This window comes from Cobetia sp. MC34, from assembly GCF_018340035.1.
In the GTDB taxonomy this organism is placed as follows: Bacteria; Pseudomonadota; Gammaproteobacteria; order Pseudomonadales; family Halomonadaceae; genus Cobetia; species Cobetia amphilecti.
Genome location: NZ_JADPPY010000029.1, coordinates 15,880 through 35,639, shown reverse-complemented (window position 1 = coordinate 35,639; position 19,760 = coordinate 15,880). Strand labels below are relative to the sequence as shown.

At 60.6% G+C, this 19,760-nt stretch carries 16 protein-coding genes; 12 read left to right on the top strand and 4 right to left on the bottom strand.

The features are described from left to right. The first annotated feature begins 547 nt into the window (after positions 1-547). The 5 genes from IZU87_RS13680 (at position 548) to ung (ending at position 4,696) form a co-directional block, all read left to right on the top strand. Positions 548-1,159: a riboflavin synthase gene (locus tag IZU87_RS13680; RefSeq protein ID WP_054557313.1), complete on the top strand. Its 612-nt coding sequence runs from the start codon at positions 548-550 to the stop codon at positions 1,157-1,159. A gap of 300 nt (positions 1,160-1,459) precedes the next feature. Next, positions 1,460-2,761 (top strand): NCS2 family permease, encoded by a 1,302-nt coding sequence (locus IZU87_RS13675; protein WP_043335611.1) that lies wholly within the window; start codon positions 1,460-1,462, stop codon positions 2,759-2,761. After that, positions 2,761-3,306, top strand: a complete 546-nt coding sequence (locus IZU87_RS13670; protein WP_043335609.1) for an adenine phosphoribosyltransferase — start codon at positions 2,761-2,763, stop codon at positions 3,304-3,306. The genes IZU87_RS13675 and IZU87_RS13670 overlap by 1 nt, the downstream gene beginning before the upstream one ends. Before the next feature lie 171 nt (positions 3,307-3,477). Beyond that, complete coding sequence (gene gpt, locus IZU87_RS13665; RefSeq protein ID WP_043335607.1) at positions 3,478-3,975, top strand: xanthine phosphoribosyltransferase; 498 nt, start codon at positions 3,478-3,480, stop codon at positions 3,973-3,975. A 1-nt stretch (position 3,976) separates the two neighbouring features. Next, the gene (ung, locus tag IZU87_RS13660) at positions 3,977-4,696 is read left to right on the top strand and encodes a uracil-DNA glycosylase (RefSeq protein ID WP_213114873.1); all 720 of its coding nucleotides are present in this window, start codon (positions 3,977-3,979) and stop codon (positions 4,694-4,696) included. 403 nt (positions 4,697-5,099) lie between these two features. Here ung and IZU87_RS13655 read toward each other — a convergent pair whose 3' ends face one another. After that, complete coding sequence (locus IZU87_RS13655; protein WP_213114872.1) at positions 5,100-6,038, bottom strand: glycosyltransferase family 8 protein; 939 nt, start codon at positions 6,036-6,038, stop codon at positions 5,100-5,102. 880 nt (positions 6,039-6,918) lie between these two features. On the opposite strand from IZU87_RS13655, the gene IZU87_RS13650 reads away from it, so the two are divergent. The 4 genes from IZU87_RS13650 to IZU87_RS13635 all read left to right on the top strand — a co-directional run bounded on the left by IZU87_RS13650 (position 6,919) and on the right by IZU87_RS13635 (position 11,701). After that, entirely contained in the window at positions 6,919-8,127 is a 1,209-nt protein-coding gene (locus IZU87_RS13650) for a glycosyltransferase (protein WP_213114871.1), read from the top strand. Between the two features lie 122 nt (positions 8,128-8,249). Then, the gene (upp, locus tag IZU87_RS13645) at positions 8,250-8,879 is read left to right on the top strand and encodes a uracil phosphoribosyltransferase (protein ID WP_213114870.1); all 630 of its coding nucleotides are present in this window, start codon (positions 8,250-8,252) and stop codon (positions 8,877-8,879) included. 121 nt (positions 8,880-9,000) lie between these two features. Beyond that, the gene (locus IZU87_RS13640; protein WP_084589577.1) at positions 9,001-10,287 is read left to right on the top strand and encodes a uracil-xanthine permease family protein; all 1,287 of its coding nucleotides are present in this window, start codon (positions 9,001-9,003) and stop codon (positions 10,285-10,287) included. Between the two features lie 190 nt (positions 10,288-10,477). Beyond that, complete coding sequence (locus IZU87_RS13635; RefSeq protein ID WP_249330615.1) at positions 10,478-11,701, top strand: glycosyltransferase; 1,224 nt, start codon at positions 10,478-10,480, stop codon at positions 11,699-11,701. 79 nt (positions 11,702-11,780) lie between these two features. On the opposite strand, the gene IZU87_RS18165 is transcribed toward IZU87_RS13635, so the two are convergent. The 3 genes from IZU87_RS18165 to IZU87_RS13620 all read right to left on the bottom strand — a co-directional run bounded on the left by IZU87_RS18165 (position 11,781) and on the right by IZU87_RS13620 (position 16,453). After that, positions 11,781-12,449 carry a helix-turn-helix domain-containing protein gene (locus IZU87_RS18165; protein WP_249330614.1) on the bottom strand — a complete coding sequence of 223 codons (669 nt, stop codon included), beginning with the start codon at positions 12,447-12,449 and terminating at the stop codon, positions 11,781-11,783. Between the two features lie 183 nt (positions 12,450-12,632). Then, positions 12,633-14,903, bottom strand: a complete 2,271-nt coding sequence (locus IZU87_RS13625; protein ID WP_213114869.1) for a sensor histidine kinase — start codon at positions 14,901-14,903, stop codon at positions 12,633-12,635. Then, positions 14,900-16,453 (bottom strand): sigma-54-dependent transcriptional regulator, encoded by a 1,554-nt coding sequence (locus IZU87_RS13620; protein ID WP_213114868.1) that lies wholly within the window; start codon positions 16,451-16,453, stop codon positions 14,900-14,902. Before IZU87_RS13620 ends, IZU87_RS13625 begins: the two co-directional genes overlap by 4 nt. A gap of 649 nt (positions 16,454-17,102) precedes the next feature. Between IZU87_RS13620 and IZU87_RS13615 the strand changes: the two genes are divergently transcribed. The 3 genes from IZU87_RS13615 to IZU87_RS13605 all read left to right on the top strand — a co-directional run bounded on the left by IZU87_RS13615 (position 17,103) and on the right by IZU87_RS13605 (position 19,658). Then, positions 17,103-18,026 carry an ABC transporter substrate-binding protein gene (locus IZU87_RS13615; RefSeq protein ID WP_082388644.1) on the top strand — a complete coding sequence of 308 codons (924 nt, stop codon included), beginning with the start codon at positions 17,103-17,105 and terminating at the stop codon, positions 18,024-18,026. A 26-nt stretch (positions 18,027-18,052) separates the two neighbouring features. Further along, a complete protein-coding gene (locus tag IZU87_RS13610; protein ID WP_199852303.1) occupies positions 18,053-18,727 on the top strand; it encodes an ABC transporter permease in 675 nt (224 codons plus the stop codon). A gap of 118 nt (positions 18,728-18,845) precedes the next feature. Then, entirely contained in the window at positions 18,846-19,658 is an 813-nt protein-coding gene (locus IZU87_RS13605) for an ABC transporter ATP-binding protein (protein ID WP_213114867.1), read from the top strand. The last annotated feature ends 102 nt before the right edge of the window (positions 19,659-19,760 follow it).

Here is a 19,760-nt window from a genome sequence, read left to right as displayed (position 1 = left end):
CCAAGACGGGTGGCCATCAACGCTGGACACACCCTTTTAGCAGAACTTGCACCCCGTGAGACCAGCTCTCGTGGTGGGCGCCCGCAATCCGGGTACAAATCGGCGCCAAACAGATTTGAGGCGCATTCTATCAGTCACCTTGGGGGTGTCAACGACTTTGGTCTTGCGCTGGACGTTTATTCGAACTGTCGTTCGATATGGCAATTCGGCGATACGCTCTGTAAGCCATTTCTTACAAGGCTCTTGTCGTGACGCGGGTTTCAACTGCCAGCGACGGCTTTCCTGTCTTGACGGTCAGTTGGGCATGAGTTGCGGCCCGCTCTGGCTACTTTGCGTTCGCGGTGGCAGCCGTGCTCGTCTGTTGCGAGTGGCGGGTGGTGAGGGCGGCAACGCCGCGCACTCCCACGGCAGACAACGCCAGCATGTCGACGGCTAGTCCACCATGCTAGGATTTCGGCTGGGCATGCCGGTCATCTCGCTGCTGCATGCCGTCCCTTATTCATGGCTTCTCGACAGCAAGAAGCAGCAGTGCAAGGAAAGATCACGCATGTTCACGGGTATTGTACAAGGCATGGCGGAAGTGGTGGCCATTGAAGAACGCACTGACTTTCGCACGCATCAGGTCCGGTTGCCGGCGGGACTGGAGGCGGGGCTGGAGCTGGGGGCCTCGGTGGCCCATAACGGTTGCTGTCTGACCGTGACGGCGCTTGAGGGTCAACTGGCCAGCTTTGACCTGATGCGCGAGACGCTGCGTCTGACCAATCTGGGCGAACTCGAGGTGGGCAGCGTCGTGAACGTGGAGCGAGCGGCACGCTTCGGCGACGAGATCGGCGGGCACTCGATGTCCGGGCATGTGATGGCGATGGTGACCATCGATGCCATCGAGGCCACTGCGGACAATCGTCGTATCTGGTTCCAGGCGCCGGCCGAGCTGATGCGTTTTCTGTTCGACAAGGGCTATGTGGGACTCGACGGTGTCAGCCTGACGATCGGCGAGGTGCAGGGCACACGCTTCTGCGTCAATCTGATTCCCGAGACGCTCGAGCGCACCCTGATGGGCGTGCGCGCCGTCGGTGATCAGGTCAACCTTGAAGTCGACCCGCAGACCCAGGCGATTGTCGAGACCGTCGAGCGGGTCATGGCCTCCCGTCTGGCATGAGGCTTGCAGGTCTGCAGCGGATCAACTCGCTGGCAGGACGCCAGAACTCGTCTGACTGGTCAGGAAATATGCCGGGAATGCTCGATTCGCTGCAGACCTTTGGGTACCATGTTGCGCCTTTCGATGCCCTGCCGCTGGCGGGGCATCGTGGTTCAGGCAGGCTGAACAGGGGAAAAGCTTCATCCGACGCCCTGTGCGGCATACCTGTCCGAGCGAGTTCGTCTTGATCTGCTGATTCTGACAATCACCGACCACTGCGCCTTGCCGGACAGGCACTGCTCAAGGATAGGGGCTACCTCAATGCTGGAACGTCTTTTCAAGCTCTCCGAGCACGGTACCAATGTGCGTACCGAAGTCATCGCAGGATTTACCTCCTTCCTCGCGATGGCCTATATCATCTTCGTGGCTCCCTCGATGCTGGCCTCCACCGGCATGGATCACGGCGCCGTGTTCGTCGCGACCTGTCTGGCGGCCGCCATCGGCTGTCTGGTCATGGGGCTCTACGCCAACTACCCGATCGCGCTGGCGCCGGGCATGGGGCTGACGGCCTTCTTCACCTATACGGTCGCCGGTCAGATGGGCGTGCCCTGGCAGGTCGCGCTGGGCGCGGTCTTCCTGTCCGGGGTGAGCTTCTTCCTGCTCTCCGCCTTCAAGATTCGCGAGTGGATCATCAATGCCATTCCCGCCTCGCTGAAGACCGGCATCGCCGCGGGCATCGGCCTGTTCATGGCGATCATTGCCCTGCAGGGCAGCGGCATCGTCGTCGACGCCCCGGGCACGCTGGTCACGCTGGGCGATCTGTCCTCACCGGCGGCCATGTATGCATTGCTCTCGTTCTTTTTGATCGTCGCGCTGTCGTATCGGAAGGTGATCGGTGCGGTGATGATCGGCATTCTTGTCGTGACTCTGCTAGCGACCCTGACCGGCAACAACGATTTCCACGGCTTTGCCTCGATGCCGCCGAGCATGCTGCCGACGCTGGCGGAACTTGATATCGCCGGCGCCTTCAATCTGGGCATGGTGTCGATCATCTTCGCCTTCCTGTTCGTCGATCTGTTCGACACCTCGGGCACGCTGATCGCCGTCTCCCAGCAGGCTGGCCTGACCAATGAGCGTGGCCACCTGCCGCGGCTGGGACGGGCCTTGATGGCAGATTCCAGTGCCACCATGGTCGGCTCTGTCATGGGCACCTCGAACGTGACCAGCTACATCGAATCCGCCACCGGCGTGGCCGCCGGCGGACGTACCGGCCTGACGGCCGTGGTCGTGGCCGGCCTGTTCCTCGTCAGCCTGTTCCTGTCGCCGCTGGCGACCTCGATTCCGGCCTTCGCCACTGCCGGTGCGCTGCTGTATGTCGCCTGCCTGATGACGGGCGGCCTGGCACGCATCGACTGGAACGACATTACTGAAGCGGCACCGGTGGTGATCGCCACCCTGGTGATGCCGCTGACCTACTCGATTGCCAACGGGATCGCGCTGGGCTTCATCAGCTACGCCGTGATCAAGCTGTTCTCCGGCCGTTATCGTGATCTGAGCCCGGGGCTGGTGATTCTCGCCATCCTGTTCGCCTGCAAATACCTGTTCCTCGACGGAGCCCTCTAATGAGCATCTACAGCGACTACATCAAGTCTGTCATCCGCACCGTGCCGGACTGGCCCCAGGAAGGCGTCAACTTCCGTGACATCACGCCGGTGCTGCAGAACTCCGCCGCGTTCCGCAAGCTGATCGACTCCTTCGTGCACCGCTATCAGGAGATGGAAATCGACGCCATCGCCGCCATCGATGCGCGTGGCTTCATCATCGGTGCTCCGCTGGCCTACGAGCTGGGCTGCAGCTTCGTACCGGTGCGCAAGAAGGGCAAGCTGCCGTTCAAGACCATCAGCGAGACCTACTCGCTGGAATACGGTGAGTCCACTGTCGAGCTGCACTCCGATGCCTTCCGTGAAGGCGATCGCATCCTGGTGATGGATGACCTGATCGCTACCGGCGGCACCATGCTGGCGGCCTGCAAGCTGATCGAGCGCACCGGTGGTGTGGTCGTCGAGACGGCAGCCATCATCGATCTGCCGGAAATCGGCGGCTCCGCGCGCATTCGTGAAGAAGGCCACAGTGTCTTCGCGGCGTGCAGCTTCACCGAATCCGAGTAATGCCGGCTTGACGCGATGGCCCTGTCTTCTGGCAGGGCCATCGTCGTTGCTGCGGGCAGCGAATCTGAGGCCCTTGTCCGCGCTCCGGCGTGGCTGAGTGGATCTTCCCCTTGTGCGGTGGCGCGCCAGCCACCATGCTTTCCTTCTGTTTCGTCATTGCGAGTGACCCACATGTCTTCCGAACGCTACCACGACCACTTCATCGTCTCCTGGGACCAGCTGCACCGTGATGTGCGCGCGCTATGTCACGACCTCAGTGGTCGCGACTTCAAGGGCATCATCGCCATCACCCGCGGTGGCCTGATTCCGGCCGGCCTGATCGCCCGCGAGCTGGGTATCCGCCACATCGATACCGTGTGCATCAAGAGCTATCACGACCACATGGAGCAGGGTGGTCTGGAAGTGGTCAAGGGCGTCGACCACGACGGTGACGGCTGGCTACTGGTCGATGACCTGGTCGACACCGGCAACACCGCACGTGCGGTGCGTGACATGCTGCCCAAGGCGCACTTCGTGACTGTCTATGCCAAGCCGGAAGGTCGTCCGCTGGTCGATGGCTTCATCACCGAAGTGCCGCAGAACTGCTGGATCCAGTTCCCGTGGGACATGGGCATCGCCTACGTCGAGCCGATCGCCGAGCAGCTCAAGAAGCAAGAGAGCGATAGCTGACATGCCGTTGGAGACTGCCGCGACTGGCCGCTCCGAGGTGTTGCCTGCCGATTGGCAGGCGCATCTCGGCCAAGAGTTTCAGGCTGACTACATGCAGCGTCTGCGCGACTTTCTGCGCGCCGAGAAAGATGCCGGCAAGGTCATCTATCCGCACTCCGATGACTGGTTCCGTGCCTTCTGGCTGACGCCGCTCTCCAACGTCAAGGTCGTGATCCTCGGCCAGGACCCGTACCACGGCCCGGGCCAGGCGCACGGACTGTGCTTCTCGGTACGCCTCGGGGTGCGCCCGCCGCCTTCGCTGAAGAACATCTACAAGGAACTGGCCACCGATGTCGGCGTCGAACCCGTCGATCACGGCTTCCTTGAAAGCTGGGCGAAGCAGGGCGTCTTGCTGCTCAACAGCGTGCTGACCGTCGAGCAGGGCAAGGCCGCCTCGCATCAGAAGCAGGGGTGGGAGCAATTCACCGACCGCGCCATCGACGTGATCAATCAGCACTGTGAGGGTGTCGTCTTCCTGCTCTGGGGCAGTCATGCCCAGAAGAAGGCCCGCGCTGTGGACGCCCAGAAGCACCTGGTGCTCCACGCGCCGCACCCATCCCCCCTCGCAGCGCACCGCGGTTTCTTCGGCTCTCGCCACTTCTCTCAAGCCAGCGCCTGGCTGGAAGCGCGTGGGGAAAAGCCGGTCGACTGGCAGTTGCCGCTGCTTAATGACCGAGTGTGAAGACGAGAAAGCACATTGACACATCCGACATTGCAAGGGCCTCGTGCGGGGCATCTCATCAGCCTCAAGAATCTGGGCGGGGCTTCACCAACTTCTTTCGCTCAGTTGCACGTTGCAGCTGTCGCTTGGCATCAGTGAGCCCTTTTGCGTCGGGTGGAGCGTAATCCCATTCTGGTCGCGCAGGCGCTCGAGTCGCGTGAAATCACTCATGTACTGGTGTGATGGGGCGGCAGCCCGGAGCAGGGCAGGTAAATGGACGTGGCCTCGAATGATCATTGCGCGAGACTTTTTGCCGGCCAAATGCTGTCAGGGTGTCGGGGCTTTATTGATGATGTGATGGGCAGTCAGTCTTCAATGTAAGAATGATATAGGAAATGACTTCTCTAGGGGGCATACCATAATATTAACAACGATGTGAATCAAGCAGCTCTCGACTCATCGCGCGTCTTTTCTGGTACTTGTAAATCTTATGCAATTCTATACAGGACATGATTGTTTTTTTGAATGTTTTATTGTTGATAATGACGCCGGAGTTCCAGGGTGTCATGGCTCTGTAATAAAAATATATATCTTTGAGCGGATGTAGAGAGCCATATTCCCAAGGTTTGCTGCGTTTTCCCATATAGTGAATCATCTTGGGTTTTTGGATGGACTCCAAAAACTCTTCTCTCGGTCTATGTTGCTCATGCATTCTTTTCTCGAGATTCTTGTATGCAGGGCGCTGGGCATTCCATGCCAATGGTAATTGTGTCCACTCACCATCGAGGATTTTGTTGAGTGCAGATTGTTCTGGATAAGTACAGAGTTCCGGGTGTTCGCGCAAAAAAGATAATGCTCTTTCTCCAATATTGAGTTCTTTCCAATAGCGCATGTTGATTAACATCAAGCCGCAGTTGAAATATTTTCCTTTTTCCAGCCCCAAAGATTTATAGGGAGATCGCCCTATATTTTCTACAGCAGCGAGTGTGAAATCAAGTGTTGGTAAATCATCCATGATTGTCGTAATGTCTTCCACGACAACTGTGTCGCAGTCGATGCATACGATAAATTTTATATATGGGGCAATGACTTCTTTTAGATAAAGTCTGAAATATATAGATAATCCATATCGCTTGACCTCCAAGCCTTCGAACTTGCTTTTGTCTAAGTAAGTAAAGGTGATGTTTGATTTATAGCAGGTGATCATTTCTTGCAGCCGAGAAATGGTGCTCGACGTCAATCCTGCGTCCCCTATAATGAAGCATAAGTCTTCAGGCGTCTGACAATTATCCAGAATGGAAATAATAGTAGTGGCAAGATGAGGCGCATAATTTTCATCGCAGGATATAAAAATATGTAGCATGGCTTATGATCACACCGTAAGTCTATTTGTCCATACTGTAGCATTATGCCAGCGCTTTATCTAGCGTCTCTTCTTTACGACGCTGGACACACGTTGGTTGCCTATTGCCTCCTAGCTCGAGTTTCAATGTAATGAGTCGCGCAAAATTTCAGCGTAAAATATTTTTATGCTGGCTAGCTGTGGATTGTTCTAATAAGATTATTATCTCGCGCATATATATTGCTTGTGCTGTCGGGTAGATCTTTTCTGACGGTTTGAAAAATTGAAAGATCGAAATTGTGTTTATTTGCAAATTCATTGAAATAGATGTCATAGGTTTAAGTTTGACTTATAATAAAATCTTGCTAAGCCCTCTTCGGGAAAGTGTCGTTAAATAGTCTTTGCATGTTGGGGACAGGGAGGGTGGAGCAGTATCGGGTTGTTATGTAAAGCGTTTTGTGTCATGATATCATAGATAATATTGTATGAAGATTTATCACAAGTTTTTTCTCTCTAAGCTTTATTTATCTTGGGCAAAGATGATGGCTCGAGGGTCGGCTTGCTGGGATATTTCGAAGCGTTGAATTATAGCTTCAAGGTGATTGCTGAAAAGTCGAATATTGATACAGTTATCGCTTATCTCAATAGAGTAATCCCTATTGCTGTAAAGCAAGAGAAAGTATCGCTCCAATGACTCGAGATAAAGTGGCTATTCCCCATGCTCAGAATTTTGCCAGCTTTGGGTATTCTTCCTTGTCTATAAAGGGATCGCCATTGGCATGATATTTGTGTCGCGCTAGACTCGTGAGTTTTAGTCAGTCTCCATTCGTGGCATCTTGCGTACGTATAGTTGTGCTAGTCTTGGTGTTTAAAGTGATCGTATTTATATAGAGGAAATGACATGTTAAGTCAGCCTAGGATTGGTCATCTCGTCAGTCTAAAGAATCTTGGAGGAGTTGAACGCCACTTCTCTCGCTTCTTCAATGACATGATAAAGACTGGGAATGATTACCACTTACTCCCTATGACCGATACACTGCATCCTATTGTGCAGGAAGAATTGCACGATCATTCCTTGCGTATCCATTCAATAAAAGGTCCTCGTGGTGTCAATCTCCCGAAGCAGATCCCATGGCTGCGCCCTGCCTATCAGCGGAAGCTGCTGAAGACCTTGTCACTTGAGCAATTAGTCATCTGGAATAAATATCGCAATTTTCCTATTGCGTTGCCGGACGATCTTCCCATCGTGCATTTCGAGCGTGGCAGTGCGTGGTTCATCGAGCCAGCCCCGGACGTCCAGCGTTATGTGAAACGTTGGTCTGGTGTCATCTGCAACTCCCACGCCTCACTACGGATGCTGCAGCTGAAGCTTGGTTTGCCGGAAGAGTGTCCAGCACTTGTCGCGCGCAATGCCATGATGTTGCCGCAGATGACGGCAACGCATGACGGAGAGGCCTTTCGCCTGGGATTCGCGGGTCGACTGACAGCGCTCAAGGCCCCTGTCATCGCCCTCGAGACAATAAGGTTGTTGCGAGAGAAGCATGAGAATGTGGAATTGCATGTTGCGGGTGATGGCCCACTGCGACAGCCCCTAGAAGCCCTGGCAATCAAATGGGGGCTCGATGATGTCGTGACTTTTCATGGCCCGGTCAAAGATATGCCCAGCTTTTACTGCAAGCTGGATGCCTTCATCTGTCCTTCTTGGCGAGAGCCTTTCGGCAATGTGGTGCAGGAGGCGCTAGCGCATGGCGTACCGGCCATCGTCGGTAATGTGGATGGGTTGCCTGAACAGGTTATCGCGGGGGAAAATGGCGCCGTGCTCCCCGCCGTCAGGCCGATAGCTGAACTCGGCAAGTATGATCCCGCCTTCATCGGTCCTGAGGTCAGTGTCTACTCGCCTGATGACGATGACATAGTCACGGCCAAGGTGATATCACATGTCGCATTGGCCGAAATTCTTGACAGCTGGATCACTCGTCCAGAGCTTCGTCGGGAAATGGGTAACCGTGCGCGGCAGATTCTGTCTGAGCGATTTGATTATTCTCAATATTGTGCCGCTGTCGGTGATTTCCTTGACCGCTTGGCCCGTGGGGAGGACGGACGCGCTTAACATCAATGTCGTGCTCGGCTAGAATGCGCTCAATTTACCAGCCTTCCCGCTGCTACCGTCCGAGCCGGCGGGGGTAATGCTGCGTATCGTTTGCACCATCTTCTGTCCCAAGAGGTATTTCCATGAGCGTCCATGCCATCAATCATCCGCTGGTTCAGCACAAGATTGGACTGATGCGTGCAGCAGGCATCAGCACCAAGAGCTTCCGTGAGCTGGCCAGTGAGGTCGCCAAGCTGTTGACCTATGAGGCAACCCAGGACCTGGAGCTGGAAACTACCACCATTGATGCCTGGAGCGGCAACGAGCTGGATGTCCAGACCATCAAGGGCAAGAAAGTGACCATCGTCCCGATCCTGCGCGCCGGCCTGGGCATGCTGGATGGCGTGACGGACCTGATTCCCCCGGCACGCATCAGCGTCGTGGGCCTGTACCGTGATGAAGAGACGCTGGAGCCGGTACCGTATTTCGAGAAGTTCGTGTCAGATCTCGACGAGCGTCTGGCCATCGTGATCGACCCGATGCTGGCGACCGGCGGTTCCATGATCGCCACGCTGGACATGCTCAAGGCCAAGGGCTGCCAGCAGATCAAGGTCATCGTGCTGGTCGCGGCGCCTGAGGGGATCGCCAAGGTGCAGGAATCCTATCCGGACATCGAGATCTACACCGCCTCCGTCGATGACCGCCTCGACGAGAACGGTTACATCGTGCCGGGCCTCGGCGATGCCGGCGACAAGATCTTCGGCACGCGCTGAGCGCCCGCCAGAGATGACAACGCCCTGCGCATCTGCGCGGGGCGTTTTTGTATCTGTCTGACCTGTCTGAGCAGTCAGGATCAGGCGGTTGACTCCTCCGCCCGTGAAAAGAAGTGCTGCCATGTCGTCTTCATCACCGTCCTCTGATACCTCCTCTCCCCATGCGTCGTCTGCCCATGTGCCCTTGCCGGAACAGGAAGGCTTCTCGCTGACGACGCTCGTCACCGGCGCGCAGATGCTGTTCGTCGCCTTTGGTGCGCTGGTGCTGGTTCCGCTGCTGACCGGGCTTGACCCCAACGTCGCCCTGTTCACGGCCGGTGTCGGCACCCTGGTCTTCCAGTGCGTGACCAAGGCCAGCGTGCCGGTCTTCCTCGCCTCATCGTTTGCCTTCATTGCGCCCATCCAAAGCTCGGTCGCGAACTTCGGCATTCCTGCCACCATGGGCGGCTTGTTCGTCGCGGGCCTGGTCTATGTATTGCTGGCGCAATGCATTCGCCTCAAGGGTGTCGGCATCGTGCATCGCCTGCTGCCGGCCGTCGTGGTCGGTCCGGTGATCATGGTCATCGGTCTGGCGCTGGCACCGACGGCGGTGCAGATGGCCACCGGCGAATTCAGCGACAACATCTCGCATGCTCAGGCGCTGACATTGTCATTGGCCAGTCTTGGCGTGACGCTGGTGCTATCGATCTTCGGGCGTGGCATGTTGCGCCTGGTGCCGATCCTCGGCGGTATCCTGACGGGGTATGGGCTGGGGCTGGTGATGGGGGTGATCGACCTCTCGCCGGTGCATGCCGCTGAGTGGCTGGCGCTGCCAAGCTTCACTGCGCCGACCTTCGAATTTTCCGCCATTCTGTTCATGATTCCTGTCGCCATCGCGCCTGCCGTCGAGCACATCGGCGACATGGTGGCGATCGGCTCGGTGACACGGCGCGATTACCTGAAGAAGCCGGGACTGCATCGCACGCTGCTCGGTGACGGCCTGGCGACGTCGGCGGCGTCACTGTTCGGTGGTCCGCCCAATACCACCTATTCCGAAGTGACCGGTGCGGTCATGCTGACCCGCAATTTCAATCCGCGCGTGATGACGGTCGCGGCCTGTGTCGCGATCTCGCTGGCCTTCATCGGCAAGGTCGGCGCCGTGCTGCAGACGATTCCCACGCCGGTAATGGGCGGCATCATGTGCCTGCTGTTCGGCTCGATCGCCGTAGTCGGCATGAACACGCTGGTGCGCGCGGGGGATTCACTGACCGCACCGCGCAATCTGGTGATCGCCTCCTTGATCCTGGTGTTCGGGATCGGTGGCATGCAGGTCGGTGGTGGTCAGTTCACGCTGCAGGGCGTGAGCCTGGCCGCCATTCTGGGCATCGTGCTCAACCTGATTCTGCCGCCGGCGAAAGAGGGAGAATGATTACCATTTGATGAGTGGTCGCAGGGAACATTTCCGCGAATGACGGTTCAGATAAATGCAACTCTCCTGTGCTGAGTGACTGGCACATGTGAGTTGCATTTTTCGTTTTCCCACCAGACGCCAGCTATCGTTTTCGCATGCCTTGCACGCGACACAAGACGGTACTGGCGGACATTCGAAGGAGTGATGCTTGCGTACCCTGGTCGTAGTGAGAAGCCTGAAAATGGGCGGCATGGAGCGAGTGGCGGTCAATCTTGCCGACAGTCTGGCCGCGAATGACCACGAGACGCATATGGTCATCTGGCGCGGTCGTGATCAGGTGCTGGAGCCGCAGGATGCCAGCGTCCAGCAGCACATCGTGCCGATTCAGCAGCGCGTCCAGCGTTCCGTCGGCGGCGCCCTGACGACACTGGCGTCACGTCTGGTGCTCAATCCCGTGATCCGTCGCTCCAATTTCGTGTGGGTCGGCAAGGCCGGTGGCGAGGAATTCGCCGCTTGGCTCAAGGAATTCGAGCAGGAGCACGGCAAGGTTGACCGCATCATCTTCCGTGGCCTGGGAACCTTCGAGCAGGTGTGGGGCTTCAAGGATTCCCGTGCACGGTACGTGCTGGAAAATCGCGTCAACTTTAGCGGCCCGCAGTGGAAGCAGCGCATGTTTGCTCGCTGCCTGCTGGAGGACAAGCATCTGGTGGCGGTGTCCGAGGATGTGGCGCAAGGGGCACGTGACATTGCTCGCCAGCATGGGGTGACGCCGGCGCATATCGAGACGATCGTCAATGCCTGTCCGATCACCCGGATCCGCGAGCAGGCCGCCATGGATGAGCCGGATATCCCCGCTGAGCCCTTCATTCTCAATGTGGCGCGTCTGGTGCCGCAGAAAGATCACGCCCTGTTGCTCGAGGCTTATGCCCTGGCCAATCCGAAGGAGCCGCTGGTGATCGTGGGGGCGGGCAATTGCCGGGAAGCCCTGGAAGCCCAGGCTGAGAGGCTTGGCATCGCCGAGCGGGTGATCTTCGCTGGTCAGCGTGACAACCCCTATGCCTGGATGCGTGCCGCCAAGCTATTTGTGCTCAGCTCGCGTGTCGAGGGCATGGGTATCGTGCTGATGGAGGCGCTGGCCTGCGGCACACCGGTGGTCTCGGTGGATTGCCGTGGTGGAATACGCGAGATCCTCAAGGGCGAGCTGGAACACGCCATCGCGCCGCATTCCGCTGAAGGCCTCGCGCGACGCATGAACGAGTTGTTGGCAGAGGAGGGCTATCCGATTCGCGAGGAATGGTTGGCAGATTTCTGTCCGCACACCATGGTGGAGCGCTTCCTGGCCGAACCGGCCACCAATGACCCCTGGGATGAGGTGCGCGAGCAGTCGCCTGATGCTGCAGGCCAGCCTCCCTCCCGCGCTGCAAGAGGCTAGCGACGTGCTTCACGCCAACTTGACCGAGCTTGCCAGGGTTGAGCTGGCAGGGCCGAGCAGCTCTCGAGCGAATGCCTGCCTAGCGACTCTGTGCGATGCATAGCCACTGGCAATCTGGGGCCTCGGCAGCGTCGGAGGTCTCGTGGTGGGTAACTTCACGGTTGGCGACTTCAGGAATGTCGAGCTCACCGCTGGCGGCTTGCGACGCCGCCGGCTTGCGCCAGTGCAGTTGATAGCGCTCCCCGGCATGCAGTCGCGCAGCATCACCGCATTCGAGAAGTGCCTCCTGGCAGGCCGCCGTCGCGGGGAATTCGATACACAGTGCGCCGTGCGTCACCAGCACCAGGCTGTCATGCGCGGCCTGCAGATAGGCGCTGCACCCCGGTGCGAGGCTGCCCAGCTCGACCTGGGGCTGTGGCGATGTCTGCCGGGATTGATCAATGCGCCGCAGCGTGAGTCCCGGTCCACAGCCCGCGATCGGCTCATGCTCGCTGTCACGCAGGATGCGTGGTGGTTCGACGGGGATCTCATCGCTGAAGAAGTCGCTCAGCGAGATCGGAAATACCTCGAGAATCTTGTTCAGCGAGCTGACGGAAGGGCTGACCGCGTCCTGCTCGACCTGCGAGATGGTCGAATTGGTCACCTGGGCGCGCTTGGCCAGTTCACGCTGAGAGAGGCCATGACGCGTGCGCAGTTCGCGCAGCCGCTTGCCCAGCGTGCGAGACGCTGCCATTTCCTCGTCTGCCATTTTCTCGTCGTCAGTGGGCTGCGCTGCCTTGCCGGCAGTGAGAGGTTCGGGGACAGTAGGGGAGCTATCGTGCGACATCAGTGGTGCCTGATTGAGTGAGCATGCGCGCAGGCTAGCACGCGGGTGGGAGTGCGTGGCAGTGCGCCTCGCCGCGCCCGGGTGAGTTCATTTGTTGCGTGTGGCTCAAGGCGAGCGACTGCTGCCCCCGGCGCTGAGCGTCTCGAGCAGATGGCGCCCTTGATCATCCTCATGATGCCGGCGTGCGATGCACGGCAGCCACAGGCAGAAGGTGGCGCCGCCCCCGGGCGTATCTTCCAGCCATAGCCTGCCCCCCAGCTGGGTGATCAAGCCCGATGAGACCGACAGCCCGATGCCCGAGCCATTGGCGCGCGTGGTGAAGAAGGGCGTGAAGATGCGCGACTTGAGATGCTCGGGCACGCCAGCGCCGTGATCGATGACGCGTATCTCGACTCCCGCCACGGGGGCGAGCTCCGCTGTTGGCGCTGGCACTGAGGCTGGCGCTGAAGCTGACGTATCGGGACGGCTGTTTGGCCCACCATTCATTACGGCCAGCGCCGCATCACGATCACGGCTGGTGATGCACAGCGTATCCGGCGCAGGCGCCATCTCGATGGCGTTGATCAGCAGGTTGACCAGCACCTGGGTCAGTTGCGCGCGATCGGCCTCGATCAAGCGGGTCGCCGCCAGCTCATGCTGCAATTGATGGCCATGATGATCCAGCGCGTGCCTGACCAGCACCTCGACACTGTGGATCGCCTCGTCGGGATGAATCTGGCTGAGGTGAGGCGCAACGAGTGACGGCGTCAGTGAGTTGCCGTCGCCAATGTCGTTGGAGGCGAGAGGATCGCGTGCGTACTGACGCAGGTTGTCGACCAGCGCGCGAATGCGTTTGACCTGATGGATGATGGTGGCGATTTCCTCGCGCACCGGCTCGGCCTGTTCACCGAGTATCACCTCGATCAACTCGACATGACCGAGAATCACCGCGGCGGGGTTGTTGATCTCGTGGCCGATACCCGCCGTCAGTTCGCCCAACGCCGCCAGTTTCTCGCGGGTCAGCAGGCGCGCACGCGCTTCACGCAGCAGGCGGACGTGCTCTTCCAGGGCCTGACTGCGTTCGCGCAGCGTGGCGGTCTGGGCGCTCAGATCGCGGGTGCGATCCTCCACCTGGGCTTCCAGCGTCTGGGCCGCGAGCTGTATCTCGTGGCGGTGCGCTTCCAGTCGCGCCAGCATGGCGTCGAATTCCTCGGCCAGTTCATCCAGCTCATCACCGTGTCGCTGCGCCGGCCCCAGAGAGGACAGCGGGCCTATGCGCAAGCCCTCCTGTGAGGGGGTATCACGCACCGCATGCACCACGCGGCGAATCTGGCGGATCGGCTGCATCAGGCGCTCGATGCTGCTCCACACCAGCAACACCCCCAACAGGCTGACCGCGATCAGCACCAGGCTGATATGCGTCAGCGTCTCGCGATAGAGCCGCGCGTAGGGCGCCTGCGGGTAGCCTGCGTAGATCATGCCGATCCGCTGGCCATCCAGGGAATCCAGCGGGGCATAGGCGGCCACGAACCAGTCACGAACCACGAAGGCACGATTGATATAGCGCTCGCCATTGCCGATCACCTGACGCTTCACCTCCAGCGAGGCGCGCGTGCCCAGCGCGCGCTCGCCGCTGGCGTCGGTGACATTGGTGGCGATGCGAACATCATCGAGAAACAGGGTGATGGTGCCGGTGCCATCTTCCGGCAGAGTGCCGGGGCCATAGAGCAGATCTCGGATCTCATCGACCAGACGCGGATCACGGTTGAGCAGGCGGCCCGCATCCAGCGCGCCCAGCAGCTTGCCCTCGCCATCGAGGATGGGCACCAGCGCCCGCAGCAGCATGCCGCGGTTTTCCTCGCGACGGGCACTGGGTTGTGCGTAGGGCGTCTGGCGCAGCGCAAGGCGCGCGCGCTCGGCAAGGGCAGGGTCCAGCGTCGCCAGCGAGTCGCTGGACAGCATGTCGAGGCCATCCAGGCTTTCGCCGCGCGCCAGTTGCGGAATCAGCGCGGCGACGCCGGGCGTCTGGCGCAACTGCTCGGTGGGCAGCCAGCGCAGCCAGTCGGCATTGAGGGTGTCCCGCATGGTATCCAGGCGCGGCACCAGGCGTGGCAACAGCTGCGCGATCTGCTCATCGGGTGCCACCAGCTGGCGCAGGTTACGACGCATCGCCTCCAGGCCATCACGCAGGCGCTGATGCTGGCTCTGCAGCGTGCGGCTGGCGACATCGAGGTCGCTGCGCACGTTCATGTACAGCTGGCGGTCGGTATAGGCCGTGGTCCAGTAGGCGGTCAGGCCGACCAGCGCCAGCATCAGCGCCAGCAGCGGCGCCAGTGTCAGCAGCAGCAGCCTGCGCCGCAGCGAACCGGCGAAGTAATGGCGCAGGCGCTTGATCATGCGCTGCCGTCGGCTCCGTAGGGAGCGGCGGACGTGGTGGCGGAGGCGGGTTGATCGCTCTCAGTGCCGCTCTCAGCGCCACTGTCCTCACTGATTTGCTGCTCGGCGCGCCAGGTGGTCAGTTTGCGATCCAGCGTCTTGCGCGAGATGCCCAGCTGTCGGGCGGCGGCGGACTTGTTGTTGGCATGTCGCTCCAGTACCGCGCACAGATGGGCCTTTTCCACCGCATCCAATGACCACTCGAGTGGATAGCCGCTGCTGGCGGCCTCTTCCTCGGCGGAGATGGTCGCGTCTCCGCTGTCATCCCATGCCGGGCGGCCTGATACCTGTTCAGCCTGACTGTCGGCCGGCAGGGTATCGCCGGGCAGGCGGCCGAGCAGCAAGGCGCGCTCGATGACGTTCTTGAGTTCCCGCACATTGCCGGGCCAGGAATAGTGGCACAGGCGAGTGAGATCAGAATGCTGCCAGGGCACGGCGGGGAGGTTGAGTTCACGCGACAGCTGGCGCGAGAAGTGCTGAGCCAGCGCCGGGATGTCCTCCGGGCGCTCGCGCAGGGCCGGCAGTGTCAGGCTCAACACGTTGAGGCGATAGTAGAGGTCTTCGCGGAAGCGGCCCGCGGCCACTTCCGTCTCCAGTGTGCGGTGAGTGGCGGCCACGATACGCACGTCCACCGCCTGTTCCTGCTCGCCGCCGACGGGGCGCACGCGGCGCGTCTCCAGCACTCGCAACAGCTTGGCCTGCATTGCCAATGGCATCTCGCCGATTTCATCCAGGAACAGCGTGCCGCCATCGGCGAAGCTGAACAGGCCATCACGGCCACGGTGGGCACCGGTAAAGGCACCTTTAAGATGGCCGAACAGCTCGCTCTCCAGCAGCTCCGGGCTGATGGCGCCGCAGTTGACCGGCACGAAGGCGCCGCGCCGACCGGATAGGCGATGCAGATCACGCGCCGCCAGCTCCTTGCCGGTGCCGGACTCCCCCAGAATCAGCACCGGCGAGGGTGCGGGAGCAACGCGCGCGATGATATGCGCCAGCTCCTGCATGGCAGGGCTCTCGCCCTTGAGGCTGGCCTCTTCCTGCTGATGGCGGGCATTGTCGCGACGGAGCAGGAAGTTTTCCCGCGTCAGCTGGCGGCGCTCAAGGCAGCGGTCCAGCGCGGCCTGCAACTGTTCGAGACGAAACGGCTTGATGATGAAATCACAGGCCCCGGCCCGCAGCGCTCGCACAGCGGTCTCGAGATCGGCGTAGGCGGTCATGAAGATGACATCGCTGACCGAAGAGGGCGCAAGCGCTTCATCCCAGTCCAGGCCATCGCGCCCCGGCAGGCGAATGTCGAGCAGGATGAGGTCGAAGTGCAGGCGCGAGCGCAGGGCTTCGGCCTGCTCGACACTCTCGGCGCATTCGATCAGCGCGAAGCGCGAGGACAGTGCCTTCTCCAGATAGCGGCGCATGCCGGGCTCGTCATCGACGATCAGTACCGAGGCGGTGGGGAGGGGGTCGCTGCCGCTACGCCGGGTCTCACGGGGTGTGGAGGGGGCGTGGGCAGTCATGGCGTTCCTCGGGTCAACAGGGCAGTAATGGTCGCAGGGGAGATCATCTCTATCATGCGGGCATTGTGGCGTGCTGCTCACTGGTAATCTAGCGCTGGATGCCACATTGCTGCCTCTTTCTGCTTACGCTGGCCACTGGCAGGGCCTTGCAGCCTTGTCAGCACGCGGCGCTGGCGGGCAGGGTTGGCAGGCTGTCCCGTTGCGCTACGCAAGGCCCGGCGATGACTCGGTAATCGGGTCGTCATGGGTCAGTGGTGGTCACGCCTGGACTTGTTGTCAGTATTTTTCCGGCCATTCCGGCAGTGCCATTTCAGCAGCGCCATTCGCTCCAGTCGATATAGCGACGGCAGCAGGGCGAGAAGGGCGTCAGGGACGATAGGGACGATAGGGACGATAGGGACGATAGGGACGATAGGGACGACAGGAGGCGGGAGCCGGCAAGTCTGCCCGCTGGAGAAGATTCCGGTATCATCGCCGGCTATCTTGCGTGCCAGTCCATGTATCAGCCCCGTCTGCCAAAGCCTTGAAAGCCTTTATTGGATCGTCCGTTTCGTCACCACAGCGCTTTCGGCATGTCGTTTGCAGAGTCAGCATTCACGTTGATGTCATCAAGACCGTCACGCCAGAAAAAATATTCAGGGAGCACCCCATGCCGCAACGCCATACCTTGTCTTCTCGTCGCCTGCTGGCCACCCTCGCAGGCCTGTCATTCGGTGCGCTGAGCATTCTGCCGGCCCAGGCAGCCGACGACATCATCCGTCTGGCCACCACGACCAGCACCTACAACTCAGGCCTGCTCGATCACCTGCTGCCGGAGTATGAACAGGCCCACGATGTCACCATTCAGGTCATCGCGGTCGGTACCGGCAAGGCGTTGCGCATGGGCCAGGATGGCGATGTGGATCTGGTGATGACCCACGCCCCGGGCGCCGAGCGCAAGTTCGTCGATGCCGGCTACGGTGTCGAACCGCATGGCGTGATGTACAACGACTTCGTGCTGCTCGGCCCCGAGGCGGACCCGGCGGCCATTGATGGCATGCAGGATGTGGACGCGGCACTGGGCAAGATCGCCGGCGCCAATGCCGGCTTCATCTCGCGCGGCGATGATTCCGGCACCCACAAGAAGGAATTGGCCCTGTGGCAGAGTGCTGATGTCACCCCTGACTTCTCCGGCTACAAGGCCGTCGGCCAGGGCATGGGCAAGGTGCTGAGCATGGCCAGTGAGCTGCAGGACTACACCCTGAGTGATCGTGGCACCTGGCTTGCGATGGAAGACAAGCTCGAGCTTGAGATTCTGGTCGAGGGCGATGCGCGCCTCTTCAACCCCTATCAGGTGATTCTGGTCAACCCGGCCAATCATGACGGGCTCAATACCCGTGGTGCGCGTGAGCTGGCCGAATGGCTGATTTCCAGCGAAGGGCAGCAGGCAATCGATGATTACCGTCTCAAGGGCAAGGCGCTGTTCCATGCCAGCCACGGCGAGACCGGCTTCGATGCTCGCCAGACAGCGGATCGCGCCTCTGAGCGCGCGCCGGTAAAGGCGCAGGGCGCACAGGCTGAGCCGCGTTCGTGAGCTTGTGGCAAACCACGCAGGAGGCCATGAGCCTCCTGCTGAGCATGGATGGCGCGCTGTGGGAGATCATCGGCGTGTCGTTTCGTGTCTCGTTGATGGCGATGTTGATCGCGGTGCCACCGGCACTGTTGATCGCCTTCGTGCTGGTTCGCTGCGCCTTCCCGGGGCGCTGGCTGCTGATCTCGCTGATCAATACCCTGATGGCCGTCCCCACCGTGGTGGTGGGGCTGCTGCTGTTCATCCTGCTGTCGCGCGCTGGCCCGCTGGGCGACTGGCATCTGCTGTTCACCCAGCCGGCGATGGTGATCGGGCAGATTCTGCTCGCACTGCCGATTCTGGTGGTGATGCTGCATGCCGCGCTGGCGGGCGTCGACAAGCGTGCCTGGGAGACGGCCTTGCAGCTGGGGGCGTCGCGCCGGGCGGCGCTGTGGCGACTGGTGATGGAGGCCCGGTTCGGCGTGATGGCGGCGTTGGTGGCCGCGTTTGGTAGAATCATCGCTGAAGTGGGTTGCGCCATGATGGTGGGTGGTAACATTGCCGGTTTCACGCGCAATATCACCACGGCCATCGCGCTGGAAACCCTCAAGGGCGAGTACGCCCAGGGGGTCGCCCTGGGCATGGTATTGCTGGTGTTGGCACTGGCGCTCAATCTGATGCTGGGGCTGTTGCGCGGTCGCGGTCAGCTGGTGGTGCAGGCGTGACCCGCGGCCTCGCCGCCAGTCACGTTCTGCTCCCGCAGCCTGCCAGCCGCCTGCCAGCCAGTTGAGACAAGCACACCAGCACTGATCGCGTCAGGCTGAATCGTCGTATGGAGTCATGATGTTCCCCCCTAGTTCTTCGTCCTCGTCTGTTCCCCCGGGCGACCCCTCCTGCCCGGTGGCGGGGACTGGCTTCGCGCAAGCCGCGCCGCCTGCTGCCCAGGCCCTCGCTGCTGACGCAAGCGTTGCCCCTCTGTTGCGCGTGCGCGGCCTCGAATATCGCTTGCCGCCTGCGGCGCAGGCATCCGGCGAGGGCGCCGAGCCGCAAGGGCGCCTGTTGTGGCATGTGGCGGCGCTGGATTGGGCGCCGACCCCGGCGTCCGGCTGGGTGCACCTCAAGGGCGACAACGGCAGCGGCAAGACCACGCTGCTGCGCGTGCTGGCCGGCATGCAGCCAGCGACTGGCGGCAAGCTTGAATGGCAGGCCCGTGACGCTCATCCGGTGCGCTACCTGCACCAGCAGCCGTATCTGTTCGACACCAGCGTGGCCGGCAATCTGGTGCTGGCGGCTCGCTGGCAACCCGACAGCGGCTCTGCCGGGCAGCAGCGTGATCAGGTCGAAGAGATGCTGCGCTGGAGCGGGCTGAGCGATCAGGCCCGTCAGCCGGCTCGCTCCCTGTCGGGTGGCGAGCGTGCCCGCCTGGCATTGGCGCGCGCCTGGTTGTCGCGTCCGCCGGTGCTGTTGCTGGATGAGCCTGCCGCCAATCTGGACCAGGCCGCCGTCGAGCAGTTGGCGCTGCGACTGGAGCAGATGTGTCAGCAGGGGTGTGCGGTGATCCTGTCCTCGCATCAGGACAATGCCTTGAGTCAGGGCTCGAGTGCGCGCTGGACGCTGAGCGCTGCCAGCCTGCACACTGAGCCCACAGCAGGCTGAGTTGCCTTCAATAGCTGAGCCTTCGGCGCAGGCGCTTCAATCTTCAGGGCTGAGAAGGCCTTGTTCATCAGCCGCTTGCACTGGATGCCCTGCCAGCAGCCC